Source organism: Streptomyces antimicrobicus (assembly GCF_020532625.1).
GTDB classification, from domain to species: Bacteria; Actinomycetota; Actinomycetes; order Streptomycetales; family Streptomycetaceae; genus Streptomyces; species Streptomyces antimicrobicus.
Map to the genome: position 1 here is coordinate 1 of NZ_JAJAUY010000102.1, position 21,445 is coordinate 21,445.

Annotated in this window: 19 protein-coding genes; 4 read left to right on the forward strand and 15 right to left on the reverse strand. The window is 74.0% G+C overall.

What is annotated here, in order from left to right:
* The 4 genes from LG632_RS21930 to rimP all read right to left on the reverse strand — a co-directional run.
* Positions 1-327 (reverse strand): translation initiation factor IF-2 N-terminal domain-containing protein (locus LG632_RS21930; protein WP_226729130.1); only part of this gene is annotated, 327 nt, incomplete at its 3' end.
* Between the two features lie 147 nt (positions 328-474).
* Positions 475-762 carry a YlxR family protein gene (locus tag LG632_RS21935; RefSeq protein WP_226729131.1) on the reverse strand — a complete coding sequence of 96 codons (288 nt, stop codon included), beginning with the start codon at positions 760-762 and terminating at the stop codon, positions 475-477.
* A gap of 142 nt (positions 763-904) precedes the next feature.
* On the reverse strand, positions 905-1,891 hold the full coding sequence (gene nusA / locus LG632_RS21940) for a transcription termination factor NusA (protein WP_125643687.1): 987 nt from the start codon (positions 1,889-1,891) through the stop codon (positions 905-907).
* Positions 1,892-1,893: 2 nt separating this feature from the next.
* Entirely contained in the window at positions 1,894-2,391 is a 498-nt protein-coding gene (rimP, locus tag LG632_RS21945) for a ribosome maturation factor RimP (RefSeq protein ID WP_226729132.1), read from the reverse strand.
* 156 nt (positions 2,392-2,547) lie between these two features.
* On the opposite strand from rimP, the gene LG632_RS21950 reads away from it, so the two are divergent.
* Genes LG632_RS21950 through LG632_RS21965 form a run of 4 tightly spaced genes read left to right on the forward strand, consistent with a single transcriptional unit; the run spans position 2,548 to position 5,419 of the window.
* Positions 2,548-3,096: a hypothetical protein gene (locus tag LG632_RS21950; protein WP_226729133.1), complete on the forward strand. Its 549-nt coding sequence runs from the start codon at positions 2,548-2,550 to the stop codon at positions 3,094-3,096.
* Positions 3,093-3,575: a ferritin-like domain-containing protein gene (locus LG632_RS21955; RefSeq protein WP_226729134.1), complete on the forward strand. Its 483-nt coding sequence runs from the start codon at positions 3,093-3,095 to the stop codon at positions 3,573-3,575. Before LG632_RS21950 ends, LG632_RS21955 begins: the two co-directional genes overlap by 4 nt.
* Before the next feature lie 16 nt (positions 3,576-3,591).
* Complete coding sequence (locus LG632_RS21960; RefSeq protein WP_226729135.1) at positions 3,592-4,488, forward strand: aminoglycoside phosphotransferase family protein; 897 nt, start codon at positions 3,592-3,594, stop codon at positions 4,486-4,488.
* A gap of 43 nt (positions 4,489-4,531) precedes the next feature.
* A complete protein-coding gene (locus LG632_RS21965; RefSeq protein WP_226729136.1) occupies positions 4,532-5,419 on the forward strand; it encodes a slipin family protein in 888 nt (295 codons plus the stop codon).
* A gap of 118 nt (positions 5,420-5,537) precedes the next feature.
* Here LG632_RS21965 and LG632_RS21970 read toward each other — a convergent pair whose 3' ends face one another.
* The 11 genes from LG632_RS21970 to LG632_RS22020 all read right to left on the reverse strand — a co-directional run.
* Positions 5,538-7,247 carry a proline--tRNA ligase gene (locus LG632_RS21970; RefSeq protein WP_226729137.1) on the reverse strand — a complete coding sequence of 570 codons (1,710 nt, stop codon included), beginning with the start codon at positions 7,245-7,247 and terminating at the stop codon, positions 5,538-5,540.
* 9 nt (positions 7,248-7,256) lie between these two features.
* Positions 7,257-7,805 (reverse strand): GNAT family N-acetyltransferase, encoded by a 549-nt coding sequence (locus tag LG632_RS21975; RefSeq protein ID WP_226729138.1) that lies wholly within the window; start codon positions 7,803-7,805, stop codon positions 7,257-7,259.
* Between the two features lie 28 nt (positions 7,806-7,833).
* A complete protein-coding gene (locus LG632_RS21980) occupies positions 7,834-8,679 on the reverse strand; it encodes a GNAT family N-acetyltransferase (protein ID WP_226729139.1) in 846 nt (281 codons plus the stop codon).
* A gap of 160 nt (positions 8,680-8,839) precedes the next feature.
* Positions 8,840-9,997: a flavodoxin-dependent (E)-4-hydroxy-3-methylbut-2-enyl-diphosphate synthase gene (gene ispG / locus LG632_RS21985; protein ID WP_226729140.1), complete on the reverse strand. Its 1,158-nt coding sequence runs from the start codon at positions 9,995-9,997 to the stop codon at positions 8,840-8,842.
* Positions 9,998-10,174: 177 nt separating this feature from the next.
* Positions 10,175-11,476 carry a M50 family metallopeptidase gene (locus tag LG632_RS21990; protein WP_226729141.1) on the reverse strand — a complete coding sequence of 434 codons (1,302 nt, stop codon included), beginning with the start codon at positions 11,474-11,476 and terminating at the stop codon, positions 10,175-10,177.
* A complete protein-coding gene (gene dxr, locus LG632_RS21995) occupies positions 11,473-12,723 on the reverse strand; it encodes a 1-deoxy-D-xylulose-5-phosphate reductoisomerase (protein WP_226729142.1) in 1,251 nt (416 codons plus the stop codon). Before dxr ends, LG632_RS21990 begins: the two co-directional genes overlap by 4 nt.
* An 80-nt stretch (positions 12,724-12,803) precedes the next feature.
* A complete protein-coding gene (locus tag LG632_RS22000) occupies positions 12,804-14,102 on the reverse strand; it encodes an amino acid adenylation domain-containing protein (RefSeq protein WP_226729143.1) in 1,299 nt (432 codons plus the stop codon).
* Positions 14,103-14,172: 70 nt separating this feature from the next.
* A complete protein-coding gene (locus tag LG632_RS22005) occupies positions 14,173-16,116 on the reverse strand; it encodes an acyl-CoA dehydrogenase family protein (RefSeq protein ID WP_226729144.1) in 1,944 nt (647 codons plus the stop codon).
* A 205-nt stretch (positions 16,117-16,321) separates the two neighbouring features.
* Positions 16,322-17,767 carry an aldehyde dehydrogenase family protein gene (locus LG632_RS22010; RefSeq protein ID WP_226729145.1) on the reverse strand — a complete coding sequence of 482 codons (1,446 nt, stop codon included), beginning with the start codon at positions 17,765-17,767 and terminating at the stop codon, positions 16,322-16,324.
* A gap of 352 nt (positions 17,768-18,119) precedes the next feature.
* Positions 18,120-19,700: a PucR family transcriptional regulator gene (locus LG632_RS22015; RefSeq protein ID WP_226729146.1), complete on the reverse strand. Its 1,581-nt coding sequence runs from the start codon at positions 19,698-19,700 to the stop codon at positions 18,120-18,122.
* Between the two features lie 146 nt (positions 19,701-19,846).
* Positions 19,847-21,445: ATP/GTP-binding protein (locus LG632_RS22020; RefSeq protein WP_226729147.1), on the reverse strand; the 1,599-nt coding region annotated here is incomplete at its 5' end.

Consider the following 21,445-nt stretch of genomic DNA (forward strand, 5'->3'; position numbering starts at 1 on the left):
CGGGGCGCCGGCCGCGGGGGCCTCGGCAGCGGCCGGCTTGGGGGCCGGGGCGCCGGGCTTGGGGGCAGCCGGACGTGCCGCGGACGCCGGGGTCGGCGCAGCGGGCTTGGCGGGCGCGGCCTTGCGGGGCGCGCCGGGCTTGGCAGCGGTCTTGCCGGCGCCACCGCCGGGACCCTGCAAAGCGTCGGTCAGCTTGCGTACAACGGGCGCCTCGATCGTCGAGGACGCCGAACGGACGAATTCACCGAGTTCCTGGAGCTTGGCCATGACGACCTTGCTCTCCACACCGAACTCCTTGGCGAGTTCGTATACCCGGACCTTAGCCACTTCGCTCCTTTTAGGTCCGGGTTACGCCGGACCGTCGCTACTTCATGGGCGTACTCATCGCGTACTCATCGAGTGCTCATCGCAATCTCGACCTACTTCCAACTCGCGAGGTACCTGACCGCACGGGGTTCCGTGCCGTACTTCTTCCTACGGTGTCGCCTCTGCGGCCTTGTCGACCGCCGTGCGCAACTCCGCCGTGTCGAGCACTCCCGGGAACCGAAGGGCCCGGGAGAACGCGCGGCGGCGCACCGCCTGGTCGAGGCAGACCACGGCGGGGTGCACGTAGGCACCCCGGCCGGGCAGCGTACCGCGATGGTCGGGGACGCACGCGCCCTCGACCGCCACGATCCGCAGCAGATCGCTCTTGGCCGCTCGCTCCCGGCACCCCACACAGGTGCGTTCAGGGCGTGCACGGGTATGCGTCCGGCCAGACACGCTTAGTCTACCTCCCCGTACCGACCTCACCCCTTCGGGCGAAAAATCGAACGGACGTTGTCGTGATCCCGGCGGAGCTGCTCCGCGGGACCGTGCTCCGTGGATCTGTCTACCCGCCGGGCCAACCCCGGCGGTAGCGGATTTATTCCGCGGCCGGCTCGGTGTCGGGCCGGATGTCGATGCGCCAGCCGGTGAGCCGGGCGGCGAGGCGGGCGTTCTGGCCCTCCTTGCCGATGGCCAGCGACAGCTGGTAGTCGGGCACGGTCACCCGGGCGGAGCGCGAGGCGAGGTCGACGATCTCGACCTTGCTCACCCGAGCGGGTGACAGCGCGTTGGCCACCATGTCCGCCGGGTCGTCCGACCAGTCGACGATGTCGATCTTCTCGCCGTGCAGCTCGGCCATGACGTTGCGCACACGGCCGCCCATCGGGCCGATGCAGGCGCCCTTGGCGTTCAGCCCGGAGCGGGTCGAACGGACCGCGATCTTGGTGCGGTGGCCGGCCTCGCGGGCGATCGCGGCGATCTCGACGGAACCGTCGGCGATCTCCGGGACCTCCAGGGCGAAGAGCTTCTTCACCAGGTTGGGGTGGGTGCGCGACAGCGTCACGGACGGACCGCGCACGCCCTTGGCGACCCGGACGACGTACGTGCGCAGGCGCAGGCCGTGCGGGTACTCCTCGCCGGGGACCTGCTCCTGCACCGGCAGGATGGCCTCCAGCTTGCCGATGTCGACGAGGACGTTCTTGGGGTCCTTGCCCTGCTGGACCACGCCGGTGATGACGTCGCCCTCGCGGCCGGCGAACTCGCCGAAGGTCAGGTCGTCCTCGGCGTCGCGCAGACGCTGGAGGATCACCTGCTTGGCGGTGGTGGCGGCGATCCGGCCGAAGCCCGACGGCGTGTCGTCGAACTCCTGGGCCTCCTGGCCCTCCTCCAGATCCTGCGGGTCTTCCTTCGCCCACACCGTCACGTGGCCGTTGGTGCGGTCCAGCTCCACGCGGGCGCGGCGGCGGCTTCCCTCGGTGCGGTGGTAGGCGATGAGGAGGGCCGACTCGATCGCCTCGACGAGCAGGTCGAAGGAGATCTCCTTCTCCCGGACCAGACCCCGCAGGGCACTCATGTCGATGTCCACGGCTACGCCTCCTCTTCCTTCTTGTCCTTGCGGTTGAACTCGATCTCGACACGCGCCTTGGCGACGTCCCCGAAGGCGAGGCGGCGGGTCGTGGCCTTGCGGCCCTTGAGCCCGGGCACCTCCAGGTCCACGCCCTCGTCGTCCACGCCGAGGATGCGGGCGATCAGTTCCCCGCCTTCGGCCAGCTGGAACTTCACGAGGCGGCCTGTCGCCCGTACGTAGTGGCGGTGCTGGGTCAGCGGGCGGTCGGCGCCCGGGGAGCTGACCTCCAGGACGTACTCGTCGTCCCCCATCGCGTCGGTCTCGTCGAGCTTCTCGCCGACGACGCGGCTCAGCTCGGCACACGCGTCCAGCTCCACGCCCTCGTCGGAGTCCACGATCAGCCGCAGCATGCGGCGCTTGCCCGCGCGGGACAGCTCGATCTCTTCGAGGTCCAGGCCCTGGGCGGCGACGAGCGGCTCCAGCAGTTCGCGCAGCCTGTCGCTCTGGGTGGTGCTCATCCGGGTGACTCCTCGGCCGCGTGTGCTGTTGTGGTTTCGTCGCGTGTCAGGTCAAAGGGTATCCGGTCCCGGAGGGTGTTGCCGTCCGCCCTGTGGACGGGCCCCCGGGTACCGTGATCACAGCCCGCCCCCGCAACACCCTCAAGGACGACGCCCGTGCCCTGGACCACGCCTTCGCGCAGGAGCCTGCTCGCCACAGCCGCCGGTGCCGCGCTGCTCACGGGATGCTCCGGCGGCGGACGCTCCGCCTCCGGCTCCGACGCTCCCCTCGAACGGCGCGTCCGGGAGGCGGCCGTCCGGGACAGCGAGGCACTGCTGGAACGTTACGACGCCACGGTCAGGGCCCATCCCGCCCTCGGCCCCCGGCTCGCCCCGCTGCGCGCGGCGGTGGCCGAGCACGTGGGCGCGCTGCGCCCCGACGGCGCGCGGCCGACCCCCTCCCCCGGCGGCTCGCGGGCCGCCGCCGGCGCGCCGCAGGGCGCCCGCGGCGCGAAGGGGGCGCCCGCGATCGTCGCGGTCACCGTCCCGGACCAGCCGGCGGAGGCGGTGGCGGAACTGGCCGACGCCGAACGCGGCCTGGCCGAGGCCAGGGTGCAGGTCCTCGCGGACGCGCCCGGGGAGCTGGCCCGGCTGCTCGCGTCGGTCGCCGCCTGCGGCATCGTCCACCACCACCTGCTCACGTCGAACCCCGGAGGCCAGGAGTGACCCGCTCGCAGCCCTCGCAGCCCGCGCGGCAGGAATCCGCCTCCGCCCGCGCCCTGACCGCCGCCCAGGCCGCCCTCGCGGCCGAGCACGCCGCGGTGTACGGCTACGGACTCGTCGGCGCCCGGGCCACCGGGCCCCGCGCGAACGAGGCCCGGGACGCCTACGGCGGCCACCTCGCGCGGCGCGACGCCCTGACCCGGACCGTGCGCGGGCTGGGCGGCGTACCGCGGCCCGCGGAGGCGGCGTACACCCTGCCGTTCGAGGTGCGCACCCCGGCGGACGTGGAGCGGCTGGCCGCCGAGATCGAGGAGCGGGTGGCCGGCGCGTACTCCGATCTGGTGCGGGCCGCGGAGGGGCCGCTGCGCCGGGAGGCGGCCGACGCGCTGAGCCAGGCGGCGGTCCGCGCGGCACGCTGGCGCGGGGGCGGCGTAGCCTTCCCTGGGCTCGCTGAACGATCGGATCGAGCCAGGCACAGCTGAAAGGGACCAGGCACGCATGGCTTTCGAACCGCCGCAGCGACTCGAACGGGCGCTCGGCGAGCCGCCGGGCTCGGCGCAGGACGCGCAGTGGCTGGAGCGGCTGCCCCGGCTCGCCCAGGAGGCGGCGGCCCGCCGCGGGGTGGCGGTCCTGCGGGCCCAGGCCCCCGGCGGCCGCAGCAGCCTGGTCCTGCTGGTGGCCTACCCGGACGGGACCCCGGCCGTGCTGAAGCTGGCGCCGCCGTCCGCCGGGCCCGCGCTGGAGCAGGCGGCGCTGGCGCACTGGGGCGGGTTCGGGGCCGTACGGCTGCTGGACACCCGGCACGACGACGGCGCGCTGCTGCTGGAACGGCTCCAGCCGGAGGTCTCGCTGCGCTCGCTGCCGGAGACGAAGGCCGTGCTGGAGGCGGCGGGCACGATCCGCCGGCTGTGGGTGGCGCCGGCGCCCGGCCATCCGTTCGAGTCGGTGGCGGACCGTACCGCGCGGCAGGCGCTCGCCATGGCCGAGGCCGACGAGACGGCGCAGCCCCTGGTCCGGGTGGCCCTCGCGATCCGCGAGGAGTTGACCGCGCTGCCCGGCGAGGAGTTCCTGCTGCACGGGAACTTCCGGCAGGGCAAGGTGCTGGCCGGCACGCGGGCGCCGTGGCTCACGGTCGGCCCCGAGCCGCTGGTCGGCGAGCGCGCGTACGACCTGGCCCGGCTGGTCCGGGACCGGCTGGAGGACCAGGTCGCCTCGTCCGCGGGGGCGGCCGGCGCGCGGCGCCGGGTCAACCGGCTGGCCGACTCCCTGGAGCTGGACCGGGACCGGCTGCGGGGCTGGACGCTGTTCCGGGCGGTGGAGTCCGGGACCCGGGCGCTGGCCGCGGGGCGGCGTCGGGACGCGGAGCTGTTGCTGGAGTTCGCCGGCTGGCTGTAGGGGCATACGGTGAGTAGAACGTCTGCCTCGGCAGGGGGCCGTCATGGTCGAAGAACTGCTCACCGCCGCCCTCGCGGCGGGTATCGGAATCGTCGCCTACCTGGCCGGTGCGGCGCGGGTGGTCAAACAGTACGAACGCGGCGTGGTCTTCCGCCTCGGCCGGCTGCGGCAGGGCATCCGGCCGCCGGGGATCACGCTGATCGTGCCCGGGGTGGACCGCCTGCGGAAGGTCAACATGCAGATCGTGACCCTGCCGGTGCCGGCCCAGGAGGGCATCACCCGGGACAACGTCACGGTGCGGGTCGACGCGGTGGTCTACTTCCGGGTGATCGACCCGGCCAACGCGATCATCGAGGTCGAGGACTACCGCTTCGCGGTCTCGCAGATGGCCCAGACCTCGCTGCGGTCGATCATCGGCAAGTCGGACCTGGACGACCTGCTGTCCAACCGCGAGAAGCTCAACCAGGGCCTGGAGCTGATGATCGACAGCCCGGCCGTGGGCTGGGGCGTCCAGATCGACCGGGTGGAGATCAAGGACGTCTCGCTGCCGGAGACCATGAAGCGGTCGATGGCCCGGCAGGCGGAGGCCGACCGGGAGCGGCGCGCCCGCGTGATCAACGCGGACGCGGAGCTCCAGGCCTCGCGCAAGCTGGCCGAGGCCGCCGGGGTGATGGCGGAGCAGCCCGCCGCCCTCCAGCTGCGGCTGCTGCAGACGGTGGTGGCGGTGGCCGCGGAGAAGAACTCCACACTGGTCCTGCCCTTCCCGGTGGAACTCCTGCGCTTCCTGGAACGAGCCGCCGAGGCCCAGCCGGTGCGGAACCACTCCCCCGAGCCCTTGATCCCCCGCAGCCCGGAACAGGCGATCGGCCCGAAGGCTCCCCTGACCCCGGAACCCCGATCCCCCGAGACGTCCCCACCCCAGGCTGCCTAGCCCCACCCGGAGCCCCCGGCCCCGCGAAGCCGCGCCCGGCAGCCCGCGCCCCGGCGACGGGAAAGCCGAGTTCAGCCGGGCAGCGAGGCAGCCGGGCAGCCGGGCAGCCGGGAGTGCCTCAGCCCGCCACGCGGGCCAAGGCCTCCTCCAGCGGCAGCTCCTCCCGCCTGCCGGACGCCCGGTCCTGGACCTCGACCACCCCGTCACCGGCCCGCCGCCCGGCGACCAGGATCCACGGCACGCCGATGAGTTCGGCGTCGGTGAGCTTCACCCCCGGCGACACCCCCACCCGGTCGTCGAGCAGCACCCGCCGCCCTCCCGCGGCGAGCACCGCCGCGGCCTCCTCCGCCAGCCCCAGCTGCACCGCCTTGCCCGCGGCCACCACGTGCACGTCCGCCGGAGCCACCGCCGCGGGCCAGCACAGCCCGCGCTCGTCGGCGGTCTGCTCGGCCAGCGCCGCCACCACCCGCGAGACCCCGATGCCGTACGAACCCATCGTCACGCGGACGGGCTTGCCCTCCCGGCCCAGCACGTCGAGGCCGAACGCGTCGGCGTACTTGCGGCCCAGCTGGAAGATGTGCCCCACCTCGATCGCCCGGTCCAGGGACAGCCCCGCACCGCAGGCGGGACAGGGGTCGCCGGGCTCGACCACGACCACGTCCAGGTACCGGTCCACCTCGAAGTCCCGGCCGCACACCACGTTCCGCGCGTGCGTGTCGGGCCGGTTGGCCCCGGTCACCCAGGCCGTGCCCGGCGCCACGCGCGGGTCGGCCAGGTAGCGGACCTTGCCCAGGCCCTGGGGTCCGACGTAGCCGCGGACCAGGTCGGGACGGTCCACGAAGTCCTCGGCGGTGACGAGTTCGACCACCGCCGGGGCCAGGTGCTCCCCCAGCTTGCCGAGGTCCACCTCGCGGTCGCCGGGCACGCCGACCGCGACGATCTCGCCGTCCACCTTCACCAGCAGGTTCTTCAGGGTCGCCGAGGCGGGCACGCCCAGATGCGCGGCCAGCGACTCGATGGTGGGGGTGTCGGGGGTGTCCAACTCCTCGACGGGGCCGTGCTCCTGACCGGTGGCCGGGGTCAACGGGTGGGTCACGGCCTCGGTGTTGGCGGCGTACCCGCAGGACCCGCACGAGGCGAAGGTGTCCTCACCGGCCGCGGCCGGCGCCAGGAACTCCTCCGAGGCCGAGCCGCCCATGGCGCCCGAGACCGCCGAGACGATCCGGTGGTCCAGCCCGAGCCGGGTGAAGATCCGCCGGTAGGCGGCCCGGTGGAGGGCGTACGAGGCGGCCAGGCCCGCGTCGTCCACGTCGAAGGAGTAGGAGTCCTTCATCTGGAACTCGCGCCCGCGCAGCACGCCCGACCGGGGGCGGGCCTCGTCCCGGTACTTGGTCTGGATCTGATACAGCATCACCGGCAGGTCCTTGTAGGACGTGCACTGGTCCTTCACCACCTGGGTGAAGATCTCCTCGTGCGTGGGGCCGAGCAGATAGTCGGCGCCCTTGCGGTCCTTGAGCCGGAACAGCAGGTCGCCGTACTCGCTCCAGCGCCCGCTGACCTCGTACGGCTCCCGCGGCAGCAGCGCGGGCAGCAGCACCTCCTGCGCCCCGATCGCGTCCATCTCCTCGCGGACGACGCGCGCGACGTTGTCCAGGACCTTCTTGCCGAGCGGCAGCCAGATCCACACCCCCGCGGTGCTGCGGCGGACGTACCCGGCGCGGACGAGCAGTCTGTGGCTGAGGGTCTCGGCGTCGGCCGGGTCCTCGCGCAGGGTCCGTGCCATGAGCCGGGACATGCGCTGGACGTGCTGAGCGTGATCGGTGGACATGGCGGGAGGTTAGCGGCGCAGCAGGGGCAGCCGCGCGCCCATTACGGCGTAGGGCAGGCTCGCGCTCGGGAAGTGCACCTGCCGCGCGAGGTCGGCGTAGCCCAGCGAGCGGTACAGCGCCCGGGCCGGGCTCTCGGTGTCGATGGCGGACAGGATGGAGCGGGGCTCGGTGGCGGTGTCGGTGATCCGGGTGATCAGGGCGCGGCCGACCCCGTGGCCCTGGAAGCCGGGGTGGACGTGGAGCTCGGTGATGACGAAGGAGTCGTCGAGCCAGCCGTCGTTGCCGGTGGCCCGCAGGTAGGGCTGGACGACGGTGGACCACCAGTGGGTACGGTCGTTGGGCATGCCGTAGACGAAGCCGGCCAGCGCCCCGTCCTCGGTGAAGGCGCCGAGCGCGCGGGCTCCGGGGCAGGTCATGTGGCGCTGCACGATGTAGCGCCGGATGCCGACCTCCTCCTCGCTGAGGCCGAAGGCGACGGCCTGCACCCGCAGGGCCTCGTCGACCCGGGCGCCGAGGTCCAGGGGGCCGATCTCCAGTCCGGCGGGTGAAGGCACCATGCGGTGACCTTACTTCGCGGCGGTGGGATCAGAACAGGACGCTCATGAACGCGCCGACCTCACGGAAGCCGACGCGCCGGTACGCCGCGTGGGCGGCGGTGTTGAAGTCGTTGACGTAGAGGCTGACGACGGGCGCCACGTCCCGCAGCGCGTACGCGACGACGGCGGCCATGCCGGTCTCGGAGTGTCCCCGCCCGCGGAACTCCGGGGCGACCCAGACGCCCTGGATCTGGCAGGCGCGGGCGGTGGCGGCGCCGATCTCGGCCTTGAAGACGACCTGGCCGTCCTCGACGCGGGCGAAGGACCGGCCGCTGCCGACCAGCTCGGCGACCCGGGCCTGGTAGAGCAGGCCGCCGTCGCCGGCGAGCGGGGAGACGCCGACCTCCTCGGTGAACATGGCCACGCAGGCGGGCATGATCAGGTCCATCTCGTCCTTGCGGACGCGGCGGACCAGCGGATCGGCGGCCACCTCGCGCGCGGGCTCCTCGGTGATCATCAGCGGCTGGTGGGAGCGGACGTCCCGGGCGGGCCCCCAGTGCGGTTCGAGCAGCCGCCACAGCGGGCCGGTGGCCTCGGCGGGCCCGACGATGGAGGAGCAGCGGCGGCCGGTGCGGCGGGCCCGGTCGGCGAACGCCCGGACGGCCTCGGGGGTGGCGCAGACGGGGACCAGGTTGGCGCCGGAGTAGCACAGGGAGCGCAGCAGGCCGTCCTCGTAGAAGCCCCACATCTCGCCGCCCAGCCGCCACGGGTCGAGGCCGGCGACCTGGACCCGGGCCGTGACGAAGGCGTTCGCGACCGGGTCGCGGTCGAGGACTTCGAGCGCGGCGTCGAGGTCACTGGGTTCGAGGACCCGGGTGGTGGTCTGCGTCAACACTGGGGGTGCCTCACCATGCAAGTCTGCTGATCTGTCGCACTGTACCCGCATGCAGGTGCGGATGCCCTGTCGGCGAGGTCACGAAAAAGCCCCGGCCGCGCCCGCGAGCTGCGGGAACGGGCCGGGGCCTGACCGGGTGGAGCGGCGGTCGCCGGGCGGGTCAGCCGGCGACGGCGACGGTGGGCTCGCCGCTGGCGACGCCGTCCTTCTCCATCTGCTCGGCGATCTTCAGCGCCTCCTCGATGAGGGTCTCCACGATCTTCGACTCGGGGACGGTCTTGATGACCTCGCCCTTGACGAAGATCTGGCCCTTGCCGTTGCCGGAGGCGACACCGAGGTCGGCCTCGCGGGCCTCGCCGGGTCCGTTGACGACGCAGCCCATGACGGCGACGCGCAGCGGGACCTCCATGCCGGTCAGGCCGGCGGTGACCTCTTCGGCGAGCTTGTAGACGTCGACCTGGGCGCGGCCGCAGGACGGGCAGGAGACGATCTCCAGGCGGCGCTGGCGCAGGTTCAGCGCCTCCAGGATCTGGATGCCGACCTTGATCTCCTCGGCCGGCGGGGCGGAGAGGGAGACCCGGATGGTGTCGCCGATGCCCTGGGAGAGCAGCGCGCCGAAGGCGACGGCGGACTTGATGGTGCCCTGGAAGGCGGGGCCGGCCTCGGTGACGCCGAGGTGCAGCGGGTAGTCGCACTGGGCGGCGAGCTGGCGGTAGGCCTCGACCATGACGACCGGGTCGTTGTGCTTGACCGAGATCTTGATGTCGCGGAAGTCGTGCTCCTCGAAGAGGGAGGCCTCCCACAGCGCGGACTCCACCAGCGCCTCGGGGGTGGCCTTGCCGTACTTCTGCAGCAGCCGGCGGTCGAGGGAGCCGGCGTTGACGCCGATGCGGATCGGGGTGCCCGCGTCCTTGGCGGCCTTGGCGATCTCCTTGACCTTGTCGTCGAACTGCTTGATGTTGCCCGGGTTGACCCGGACGGCGGCGCAGCCGGCGTCGATCGCGGCGAAGACGTACTTCGGCTGGAAGTGGATGTCGGCGATCACGGGGATCTGCGACTTGCGGGCGATGGTCGCCAGCGCGTCGGCGTCGTCCTGGGTGGGGCAGGCCACGCGCACGATCTGGCAGCCGGAGGCGGTCAGCTCGGCGATCTGCTGGAGGGTGGCGCCGATGTCGGAGGTGCGGGTGGTGGTCATCGACTGCACCGAGACGGGCGCGTCCCCACCGACGGCCACGGAGCCGACCATGATCTTGCGGCTGACCCGTCGGTCGGCGAGCTTCGTCGGCACGGACGGCATTCCGAGAGAGATGGCAGTCATCTGCTGTGCAACCCCAAGGTGTGGATCAAGGTCCCGAGATCGGCGGGCTCCGGTGCTTCGAGATTACGCCACGCCGCACGCGCCCCGTGCACCCGCCGGGGCGCAGCCGCCCCGACGGAAGGGGCCGGGCACCCATGGTGCCCGGCCCCGTGCGGTCGCGGCGGCCCGCTCACCCGATCAGGTGATCTTGACCGGGTTCACCACGTCGGCGATGAGCACCAGCACCGTGAAGCAGACGAACACGCCCGCCACGACGTACGCCAACGGCATCAGCTTGGCCACGTCGAACGGACCGGGGTCCGGGCGGCGGAACAGCCGGGCCGTGTGCCGGCGTACGGACTCCCACAGGGCGCCGGCGATGTGGCCGCCGTCCAGCGGCAGCAGCGGCAGCATGTTGAACAGGAACAGCGACAGGTTGAATCCGGCCAGGACCTGCAGGCACAGCACCAGGATGTGGGTGGCGGGCAGGTCGAGGGTGAAGATCTCGCCGTTGATCCGGGCCGCCCCGACGATGCCCATGGGGCCGTTGGGGTCGCGCTCGGCGCCGTTGAACGCGGCGTCCCACAGCGGCGGGATCTTGGCCGGCAGGTCGATCAGGGCCTTCGCGCTGTCCTCGACCATGCCGCCCATGCGGGTGACCGCCTGGCCGAAGGACTGCTCGACGTAGCCGTTGGCGGGGGTGAAGCCCAGCCAGCCGGCGGAGACGTACTCGTCCTTGACGTAGCCGCCCTTGCCGTCGGTCTTGGCGACCTTGTTCTCGATCAGGGTGGCGTGCAGGTCGATCCGCCTGCCGTCGCGCTCGACCGTGACGGTGGCCGGGCCGATGGTGTCGCGGATCTTCTTCTGCAGGGTGCTCCAGTCCTCGACCCGGGCGCCGTTGAACGCCACGATCCGGTCGCCGGCCGCCAGGCCCGCGGCGGCGGCGGGCGCCGGGCGGTCGCCCTGCTTGCAGGTGTCCCGCTTCTCGGTCGGCGCGACCACGCACTGGGAGACCGACTCCACGGTCGTCGTGGTGGTCCGCACGCCGAAGGCCATCAGCGTGGTCAGGAAGATCACCACCGCCAGGACCAGGTTCATGAACGGGCCGGCGAACATCACGACGACGCGCTTCCAGGGCTTGCGCGTGTAGAACAGCCGCGTCTCGTCGCCGGGCTGGAGCTCCTCGTACGCCGCCGAGCGCGCGTCCTCGATCATCGACCGGAACGGTGAGGTGGAGCGGGCGCTGACCTTGCCGTCGTCCCCGGGCGGGAACATCCCGATCATGCGGATGTAGCCGCCCATCGGGATGGCCTTGATGCCGTACTCCGTCTCGCCCTTGCGGCGCGACCAGACCGTCGGGCCGAAGCCGACCATGTACTGCGGCACGCGGATGCCGAAGAGCTTGGCCGTGGAGAGGTGGCCCAGCTCGTGCCAGGCGATGGAGACCAGCAGACCGATCGCGAATACGACTATCCCGATCACGGTCATGAGAAACGTCATGCGCGCGCCTCCACGGCGGCACGGGCCGCCATCTCCCTCGCCCGGGCCCGGGCCCAGGCCTCCGCTTCGAGGACGTCACCGAGGGTCAGGGAAGTTCCCGCGGCCGGCGTCCCGTGGTCCTCGACCACTGCGGCGACCGTATCCACGATTGCTGTGAACGGCAGCCGACCGGCCAGGAAGGCGTCCACGCACTCCTCGTTCGCCGCATTGAACACCGCCGGGGCGGTCCCGCCGAGCGCACCCACGTGCCGGGCCAGGTCCACCGCCGGGAAGGCCTCGGTGTCCAGCGGGAAGAACTCCCAGGTGGAGGCCTTGGTCCAGTCGAAGGCGGGGGCCGCGTCGGCGATCCGGTGCGGCCAGCCGAGGCCGATCGCGATGGGGCCGCGCATGTCCGGCGGGGTCGCCTGGGCGAGCGTGGAGCCGTCGCTGAACTCCACCATCGAGTGGACGTAGGACTGCGGATGGACGACGACCTCGATCTGCTCGAACGGGATGTCGTAGAGCAGGTGCGCCTCGATGACCTCCAGCCCCTTGTTGACCAGGGTCGCCGAGTTGACCGTGATGACCGGTCCCATGGCCCAGGTCGGGTGGGCGAGCGCGTCCTCGACGGTGACGCGTTCGAGCTCGGCGCGGGTGCGGCCGCGGAACGGGCCGCCGGAGGCGGTCACCACGAGCTTGCGGACGTCCGCCCGGGTGCCGGCGGCCAGCGCCTGGAACAGCGCGGCGTGCTCGGAGTCCACCGGGATGATCTGGCCGGGCCGGGCCAGGGCCTTGACCAGCGGGCCGCCGACGATCAGCGACTCCTTGTTGGCCAGGGCGAGGGTGCGGCCGGACTTCAGGGCCGCCAGGGTCGGTTCCAGGCCGATGGAGCCGGTGATGCCGTTGAGGACGGTGTGGCACGCGGAGGCGGCGAGCTCGGTGGCCGCCTCGGGCCCGGCGAGGATCTCGGGCTGCGGCTCGCTGCCGTACTGGGCGCTCAGCGCCTCTTTCAGGGCCGGTACGACGTCCTCCCGGGCGACCGCGACCGTCTCCACGCGCAGCAGCCGCGCCTGCTCGGCGAGCAGCCCGACGCGCCCGCCGGCGGCGGACAGGCCGGTCACCCGGAACAGGTCGGGGTTGCGCAGGACCAGGTCGATGGCCTGGGTCCCGACGGACCCGGTGGAGCCGAGGACGACGATGTCCCGGCGGCCGGCCGCGGCGTCGAAGAGGAGGTGCGGATCGGCGAGGGGGGCTGGGCTGTCGCTCATCCCCCCATTGTTGCCGCAACCGCGGGGCGCTCCGACACGCCCTCCCCCCGTCGGCGGCCACGAGCGGCCCGCGCGGGGCGCTACGACCGGCCGACGTCGGTGCCCTCGGTGACGGCGGCCAGCAACTCGGGCAGGCTGCCGGGGAAGTCGGGCAGCAGCCGGGCGGCGCGCCACCAGGCCTCCGGGTCCCGGCCGAGGGCGGCGTCGAGCAGCCGGTCGGCCTCGGCGCGGGCGGCGAGCACCGCCACCGGCCGGTCGTGCCGGTCGGGATGGCCGACGGAGCCCAGCCAGTGGTCCTCGTCCAGGGCCCAGGCGGCGGGCGCCTTGTGCCGGACGACCTCCTCGCCGGTCAGCACGCCCCGGTCCAGGCAGGCCCGGACCCAGCGGACGTCCTCGTCGAGGTCGCCCATGGCGTTGGGCACGGCGAGGCTGGCCAGCGCCAGCTCCCGGTCGACACCGCCGGCCGGCCGGGGCGGGGCGGCGGTGAGCTCCTCGACGGCGGCGCGCAGCCCCGGGATGTCCTCGGTCGCGGTGGGCTCCGCGGTGGTGCGGTCGGCGACGTCGGCGACCAGCTCCGCCAGGGTGCCCGGGAAGCCGGGGGCCGCCCGCAGCAGCCGCCCCCACAGCCACGGCGCGCGGGTCAGGGCCGGACGCACGGCACGCCGTACGGCGGAGCGCAGCTCGGCCCGCTCGGGCAGGGTCCAGCGCAGCCCGGAGCGGGCGGGCCCGGTGGTCAGGAGCAGGGTGCGGTGGGCGGGCGCGAGGTGGGCGACGAGTTCGTCGGGGGTGAGCAGCCCCATCCGGACGGCGCGGACGGCGGGCCGGTGCCAGCCGGGCCCGTACGAGCGCTGCGCCCGGGTGTCGAGCAGGGCGAGGCACGCGGCGCGGGGCAGCCGGCCGGCGAGCAGCAGGGCCTCGACCGAGCCGGGCGGCAGCGGTTCGCGGGCGTGCTCGCGCAGCAGCAGTGCGGCGTCCAGCTCGTGCGGCAGCCGCAGCACGTCGAGCGCGGCCCGCGGCCGGCGCCGGCCGGTGGCGCGCAGGGCGTCGACCAGGGTCCCGGGGTCGAGCGGGCCGGGGCCGAACCGCTCGGCGAGCCCGGGTGCGGGCGGGCGGGCCGCGTACCGGGCGGGTCCCGGCAGGCCGGGCAGGGGCCGGCCCAGGACGTGCGGATTGCGGGCGACGGTCCGCCGGTCCTCGGCGTCGCCGTCCCGGATCAGCAGGGTCACGACGGAGGCCGGCAGGTACTGGTCCCGCGCCAGGTAGCGGCGGGTGACCGGGTCCAGCCGGCCGAGCACGTCGGAGACGACGAGGTCCGGTGCGTGGCGCAGCAGGTGGGCCACGCACCAGGCCAGTCGTCTGGACTCCCGGTCCACATTCATCCGCTTCCCCGCTCGTCGCCCGCCTACGCCTGTGCGGCGCCGCAGGCGATGATCGCAGGTGCGTCGCGGGTCAGCGGAACGGGCGGTGGACGTTCTTGTGACGGGACGGTCCCGGGGTGGCGTCGGCGATCCACGGGCCGTCGCCGGAGGGGTCGAGCACGCCCTCCTCCAGCCAGGTGTAGCTGCCGCGCAGCACCCCGGAGACCACCTTGCGGTCGAGGTCGTCGGTGTTGGACCACAGCCGGCCGAACAGCTCCTCGACGCGCAGCCGGGACTGCCGGCAGAAGGCGTCGGCGAGCTCGTAGGCCTCGCGGCCGTGCTCCCCGGTGGAGCGCAGCTGCTCGGCGCGCACACAGGCCGCGCTCATCGCGAACAGCTCGGCGCCGATGTCGACGATCCGGCCGAGGAAGCCCTGCTTGGTCTCCATCCGGCCCTGCCAGCGCGACATGGCGTAGAAGGTGGACCGGGCGAGTTTGCGGGAGCCGCGTTCGACGTAGCGCAGGTGGGCGGAGAGGTCCCGGTGACCGGCCGGGTGGAACTCCCGGTAGGTGCCGGGGACCTGCCCGGGGCCGGTGGCCAGGCGGGGCAGCCAGCGGGCGTAGAAGCCGGCGGCCCGGGCGCCGGCCCTGGCCTTGTCGGTCAGGTCCTTGTCGGGGTCGATCAGGTCCCCGGCGACGGTCAGGTGGGCGTCGACGGCCTCGCGCGCGATCAGCAGGTGCATGATCTCGGTGGAGCCCTCGAAGATCCGGTTGATGCGCAGGTCCCGCAGGAGCTGCTCGGCGGGGACGGCCCGCTCGCCGCGGGCGGCCAGCGACTCGGCGGTCTCGAAGCCGCGGCCGCCGCGGATCTGGACCAGCTCGTCGGCCATCAGGCAGGCCATCTCGGAGCCGTAGAGCTTGGCGAGGGCGGCCTCGATGCGGATGTCGTTGCGGTCCTCGTCGGCCATCTGGGAGGCGAGGTCCACGACGGCTTCCAGGGCGAAGGTGGTGGCGGCGATGAAGGAGATCTTCGAGCCGACGGCCTCGTGCCGGGCGACCGGCCGGCCCCACTGCTCGCGCACCGCCGACCATTCGCGGGCGATCTTCAGGCACCACTTGCCGGCGCCGACGCACATCGCGGGCAGCGACAGGCGGCCGGTGTTGAGGGTGGTGAGGGCGATCTTCAGGCCGGCGCCCTCGGGGCCGATGCGGTTCCCGGCGGGCACCCGCACCTGGTGGAAGCGGGTGACGCCGTTCTCCAGGCCGCGCAGGCCCATGAAGGAGTTGCGGTGCTCGACGGTGATGCCCGGCGAGTCCGCCTCGACGACGAAGGCGGTGATGCCGCCGTGGTGGCCCTCCGACCTCGGTACCCGGGCCATGACCACGAGGAGGTCGGCGACCACGCCGTTGGTCGTCCACAGCTTCACGCCGTCGACGACGTACGCGTCGTCGCCGTCGGGGACGGCGGTGGTGGCGAGCCGGGCCGGGTCGGAGCCCACGTCCGGTTCGGTGAGCAGGAAGGCGCTGATGTCGGTGGTGGCCAGGCGCGGCAGGAAGGCGTCCCGCTGCTCCTGGGTGCCGAAGATCTTCAGCGGCTGGGGCACGCCGATCGACTGGTGGGCCGAGAGCAGCGCGCCGACGGCCGGGCTGACCGAGCCGACCAGGGCGAGCGCCTTGTTGTAGTACACCTGGGTCAGGCCCAGGCCGCCGTACTTGGGGTCGATCTTCATCCCGAGGGCGCCGAGGGCCTTCAGGCCCTGCACGGTCTCGTCGGGGATGCGTGCCTCGCGCTCGATGCGGGGGCCGTCGATCTCGTTCTCGCAGAACTCCCGCAGCCGGGCGAGGAAGGCCTCGCCGCGCCGTACGTCCTCGGCGTCGGGCATGGGATGGGGATGGATGAGGTCCAGCCGGAACCGGCCGAGGAAGAGTTCCTTGGCGAAGCTGGGCTTGCGCCAGTCCTGTTCCCGGGCCGCTTCCGCCACCTGCCGGGCCTCGCGCTCGGTCACCTTGGGCTGTGCGGGCTGTGTTGCGGACATGAGGGGCTCACCTCGCCGCCGAATCGGGGGGTGCTACCGATGGGTACTACCTGTGGGTCGTACCCCTGAGTCGTACCCCTTCCCCGGCGCGGGGAAAAGCCGGGGCGGGCCGGTCGGATGAAAATCCGATCGGCCCGCCCGGGGTGGAACGGGGCGGCTGGAGCCCCCGCACAGTAGGCTCCAGCCGCCGGTCTGTGGCGTACGGTCAGATGTCCAGGCCGGTCAGGACCAGGACCCGCTCGTACGTGTAGTCGTCCATCGCGTAGCGGACGCCCTCGCGGCCGACGCCGGACTGCTTGACGCCGCCGTAGGGCATCTGGTCGGCGCGGTACGACGGCGCGTCGCCGATGACCACACCGCCGACCTCCAGCTCGCGGTGGGCGCGGAACGCGGTCTGCAGGTCGTGCGTGAACACGCCGGTCTGCAGGCCGAACTTGGAGTCGTTGACCTTGGCGAAGGCCTCGTCCGTGCCCTCGACCCGGTGGAGGGTCAGGACCGGGCCGAAGACCTCCTCGCAGGCGAGGGTGACGCCGTCGGGGAGCTCGGCGAGCACGGTCGGCTCGTACGAGGCGCCCTCGCGCTTGCCGCCGGTGAGCAGCTTGGCGCCGGCGGAGACGGCCTCGTCCACCCAGGACTCCACGCGCTTGGCGGCGTCCTCGGAGACCAGCGGGCCGACGTCGGTGGCGTCGTCGGACGGGTCGCCGGTGACCTGGGCCTGGACCTTGGCGACGACCTTCTCGACCAGGCGGTCGTAGACGGAGGCGTCGGCGATCACGCGCTGCACGGAGATGCAGGACTGGCCGGCCTGGTAGTTGGAGAAGGTCGCGATGCGGGTGGCGGCCCAGTCGAGGTCGGCCTCGGAGGACCAGTCGGCCAGGACCACGGCCGCGGCGTTGCCGCCGAGCTCCAGGGTGCAGTGCTTGTGGGGCACGGACTTCTGGATGGCGTAGCCGACCGTGTCGGAGCCGGTGAAGGAGATGACGGGCAGGCGGTCGTCCTGGACCAGCGCCGGCATCTTGTCGTTGGCGACCGGCAGCACGGACCAGGAGCCGGCCGGCAGGTCGGTCTCGGCGAGCAGCTCGCCGAGGATCAGGCCGGACAGCGGGGTGGCCGGGGCCGGCTTGAGGATGATGGGCGCGCCGACGGCGATGGCCGGGGCGACCTTGTGGGCGCACAGGTTCAGCGGGAAGTTGAACGGCGCGATGCCGAGGACCGGGCCCTTGACGAAGCGGCGGGTCAGGGCCAGGCGGCCGACGCCACCGGCGTCGGTGTCCAGGCGCTGGGCCTCGCCGCCGTTGAAGCGGCGGGCCTCCTCCGCGGCGAAGCGGAACACGGACACCGCGCGGCCGACCTCGCCGCGCGCCCACTTGATCGGCTTGCCGTTCTCGGCGGAGATCAGCTGGGCGATCTCCTCCGTGCGCTCGGCCAGCCGCTTGGAGACGTGGTCCAGGGCGGCGGCGCGGACGTGGGCGGGGGTCGCGGAGAACTCCGCCGTCACGGCGTGCGCCGCGGCCACGGCCTCTTCGACCTGGGCGTCGGTGGGCACGCTGACGGTGCCGACGAGACGGCCGTCCCACGGGTTGTGGACGTCGAAGCTGTCCTCGCCGGTGGCCTGGCGGCCGGCGAGCCAGAAGGCGTGGGTGGAAGTCATGCTGATCCCGGCCCTTCGGATGTGTGCGGTGTGCGGCGCAGGGCGCTGCCTGTCCCTCACACGGTAGGGGCCGGACCCCGCCCTGTGGCTTGTCCGCGATGGAGAACCTCCCCGCGCCGCTTCGCCGCTTTGTCACTGTCGCCCCACCCGCACCCGTGCCGCGGCCCCTGACGAGGGCCGCGGGGCACCCCGCGGGAGGGGCATGGGGGACGGCGCGACCGCCCCCGACGACCGGCGGCCGCCCCCCGACGACCCGCGGCCGCCGCACGGCGGCGGATCCACGACGGCGCGCGCGGCGTCGAGGCCCGGCGGTGGTGAGGGGGGGCGGGTCGCCGCGGGCGGCTTCGGCGGGCTACGGGTGGGTCGGGGACGCCTTGAGGGCCAGCCAGAGCTCCATGCGGACGTCCGGGTCGTCCAGGGAGCGGCCGAGGATCTCCTCGACACGGCGCATCCGGTACCGCAGCGTGTGCCGGTGCACCCCGAGGTCGGCGGCGGCCGCGTCCCACTGGCCGTGCCGGGACAGCCAGGCCTGCAGCGAGGCCACCAGGTCACCCCGTCCGGTCGCGTCGTGCTCGCGCAGCGCCCGCAGCGTCCCCTCGGCGAAGGCCCGCACCGCGTCGTCGGCCAGCAGCGGCAGCACCGAGCCGGCCGCCAGGTCCTCGTGCTCCACGAGCGGCCGGCCGCGCCGGCGGGCCACCGCCAGCGCCTGGTCGGCCTGTTTGAAGGCACCGGCCGCGCCCGCCGGGCCGGCGGGCGCGGACAGGCCCACGACCAGTTCGTCCGGCTCCGGCCCGGTCGCGTCCCGGCCCCGCCGGGACTCCTGGGCCTCGGCATGATCGGTCACGGCCTGGACGGCGGCCCCGCCGTCGGCGGCCAGGACGACGAGCCGGCCGGGCTCGGGCACCACCAGCACCGCCTCGCCGGTGCGCGCGGCGGCCGACTCCACGGTGTCGGCGAGCCGCGCCAGCCCCTCGGGCTGGGCCGTGCCGGGCAGCGCCGGCTCGGCCACCAGCAGTCGGAACGGGGCCTGGAGCAGACCCCCGTACAGGTCCCCGGCGACGGCCTGGGCGTGCCCGGCCTCCCCGTCGAGCAGCATCCGCAGGACCGCCGCGCCGAGACGGGACTCGGCATCGTGCAGCGAGCGGGAGCGTTCGGTGGTCAGGGTCAGCAGGGCCACCGCGGAGTGCACGGCGTACCGCTCGGCGGTCCCCAGCGGGGCGCCGGTGCCGACGGCCAGGGCGCCCCGGGCCCGCCGGCCGGTGCCCAGCGACTGGAGCTCCACCCGGTCCTCGGACCCCCCGACGACGGCGCTGGCCGGCGCGGGCCGCTCGCGCAGCCGCTCGACGTCGGGGGTGAGCCGGGCCGCGCGGCGGGCGGCCCACTCGGGCGCGGCGGCCACCACCTGGCCGGAGGCGTCGTAGAGCGCGGCCCAGCCCTGGACGTGCGCGGCGAGCCGGGTGAGCAGTTCGGCGGGCCCGTCCACGGAGAGCGCGGCCCGGGTCAGCTCCCGCTGCGCCTCGAACCCGGCGGTGACGGCCCGGTACTGGTCGGCGGCCAGGGCCGCCGAGACGGCCTTGCTGATGGCGAGGAACGGGGTGCGCCGCGGCACCTCCAGCAGCGGCAGGTCCTCCTCGCGGGCCGCGGCCACCAGCGCCGCCGGGATCTCGTCGTAGTTCACGCCGACGGCGAAGCCGATGCCGACGACCCCGGCCGCGGCGAGCCGGCGCACGTAGCGCCGCATCTCCTCGGGGTCCTCGGCGTCCAGCTTCATCGCCGTGATCAGCAGCAGCTCGCCGCCCTCCATGTACGGGACGGGGTCGGCCAGCTCGCTGACGTGCGCCCAGCGCACGGGGGTGTCGAGGCGGCTCTCCCCGGCCCGGACGCTGAGCTTGAGCGCCGAGTGCTGGACGAGCGAGGCGAGGGTGAGCGGCATCGGGGACTTCCGGAGCGGGAACGCGGTTTTCGCCGTGGCGTATGAACGGCTCAGCTCGATTCTGCCACCTCGTACGGGTCCCCTCAGCCCGGTGCCGGAGCCCGGAAGGGCTCCCCCGGCACCCGTCCGCCGTCCGGCGCCGGAGGTCACGCCCCGGTGAGCTCGACCAGCAGCGGCGCGGCCCGTTCCCCGCGGGTGGTGGTCAGCGAGAGCACCGCGCAGCCCGGCGGGACGGCGTGCGCGAGGTCCGAGGCGGACCAGCGCTCGCGTTCGACCTTGCGGACGGTCACCGCGTCGGTGGTGACGGCCTTGCCGGTGACCAGCTTGCGGAAGGTGTTGACCATGCGCGTGAAGGCCTGGTCGGCGTAGACGTCCCGGCTGGTCACGTCCCGGGTCTCCACCCACTCCGTGCCCCAGGCCTCGGCGAAGCGCCTGCCGTCCCAGGTGGTCACCCCGGCGAAGGCCATCCGGCAGCCGACCGCGCCGAGCAGCGGCGTGCGCAGCGCCTCGGGCACGTCCTCCAGCGTGCGCAGGGTGAGCAGCACCCCGGCGTGGACCGAGCGCAGCCGCTGCACCCCCCGCACGGTCTGCGGGGTGAGTGTGGCGGTGGCGTCGTCGAGGGCGAGGAAGGCGAACAGGGACCGGTCGGCGCGGGCGGCGGCGCTGTGGGTGAACTGGGCGAGCAGCAGCCGCGCCAGCATCCGGGAGGCGTCGGCGTGCCCGCGCTCGGGCAGGTCGACGCGGACCCGCAAGGGGTGCTCCAGGAAGCTGGGCGAGAACATCCGGTTCTGCCCGGTGGTGTCGAAGGAGCCGGCGAAGGCCGGCCGGTCCAGCAGCGCCACCCGGTCGGCCAGCAGCGGGGCGGGGTCGCCGTGGGCGCCGTACTGCCGCTCGCGGGCGTCGAGTTCGCGCAGCATCGCGTGCTGCCCGGCGGCCCGGAGCTCCTCGCGCAGCGCGGTGAGGGCGGCGGGCACCTGGTCGAGGAGCTCGCGCAGTTCCGGGACGCCGGGGAAGCGGCCGTACGCGGCCCGGAACGGGCCGAGCAGCTGGGCGAGCGCGGTGGCGGCCCGGCGGACGTCGATCCCGGGCACGTCGCCGACGAAGCCCTCGGCGAGCACGGTGGCCGCCTCGTCGGGGTCGGTGGTGCCGCCGTAGAGGTCGAGGTCGTGCCCGCCGGCCCGGTCGCCGACGCGGACCACGACGTCGTAGGCCTCGTCGGGGCCGAGCCGGGTGCCGGCCGCGCCGACCGCGACCACGGCGGCCTGGCCGGCCAGGGCCTGGAGGGCGAGGGACTCGACGACGGGGCGGACCAGCCGGGCGGTCTTGCCCGCGCCGGGCGGGCCGACCGCGAGGAGCGAGGTGCCGAGCACCTCGGGGTCGAGGGCGAGGCCGGTGCCGCGCCGGGCCCAGGGGTTGCGTTCGCCGTCGGTGACGGTGCCCAGCCGGACCTGGCGGACCACCAGGTCGTGGCGGGCGGCGCGGACGGGCAGGTCGCGGTCCCCGGAGGGGTGCAGGCAGGCGGCGGCGCCCTTGGCGCGCACGGACTCGGCGAAGGCGGTGAACCGCGCCGGGTCGGCCTGGACGGAGTCCCAGGCCCGCCGGATCCGGGCGTAGTCCACGTCGCTCATCCGGCCGGCGGCGATCTCGGCGCCGAGCCGGTCGGCGGCGTCGGCGAGCCCGGCGCCGCGCAGCGCGGTCCAGCGCACGGGCGCGAGGTGTCGGCCCAGTCGTCGACCTGCAGCGGC

What these genes read in the sequence shown, in the direction of transcription:
- rimP (WP_226729132.1), bottom strand. Translation starts at nt 2,391, where the DNA reads ATGAGCACCACCCAGAGCGACAGGCTGCGCGAACTGCTGGAGCCGCTC.
- LG632_RS21960 (WP_226729135.1), top strand. Translation starts at nt 3,592, where the DNA reads ATGGCTTTCGAACCGCCGCAGCGACTCGAACGGGCGCTCGGCGAGCCG.
- LG632_RS21965 (WP_226729136.1), top strand. Translation starts at nt 4,532, where the DNA reads ATGGTCGAAGAACTGCTCACCGCCGCCCTCGCGGCGGGTATCGGAATC.
- LG632_RS21970 (WP_226729137.1), bottom strand. Translation starts at nt 7,247, where the DNA reads ATGTCCACCGATCACGCTCAGCACGTCCAGCGCATGTCCCGGCTCATG.
- LG632_RS21975 (WP_226729138.1), bottom strand. Translation starts at nt 7,805, where the DNA reads ATGGTGCCTTCACCCGCCGGACTGGAGATCGGCCCCCTGGACCTCGGC.
- ispG (WP_226729140.1), bottom strand. Translation starts at nt 9,997, where the DNA reads ATGACTGCCATCTCTCTCGGAATGCCGTCCGTGCCGACGAAGCTCGCC.
- LG632_RS21990 (WP_226729141.1), bottom strand. Translation starts at nt 11,476, where the DNA reads ATGACGTTTCTCATGACCGTGATCGGGATAGTCGTATTCGCGATCGGT.
- dxr (WP_226729142.1), bottom strand. Translation starts at nt 12,723, where the DNA reads ATGAGCGACAGCCCAGCCCCCCTCGCCGATCCGCACCTCCTCTTCGAC.
- LG632_RS22000 (WP_226729143.1), bottom strand. Translation starts at nt 14,102, where the DNA reads ATGAATGTGGACCGGGAGTCCAGACGACTGGCCTGGTGCGTGGCCCAC.
- LG632_RS22005 (WP_226729144.1), bottom strand. Translation starts at nt 16,116, where the DNA reads ATGTCCGCAACACAGCCCGCACAGCCCAAGGTGACCGAGCGCGAGGCC.
- LG632_RS22010 (WP_226729145.1), bottom strand. Translation starts at nt 17,767, where the DNA reads ATGACTTCCACCCACGCCTTCTGGCTCGCCGGCCGCCAGGCCACCGGC.
- LG632_RS22015 (WP_226729146.1), bottom strand. Translation starts at nt 19,700, where the DNA reads ATGCCGCTCACCCTCGCCTCGCTCGTCCAGCACTCGGCGCTCAAGCTC.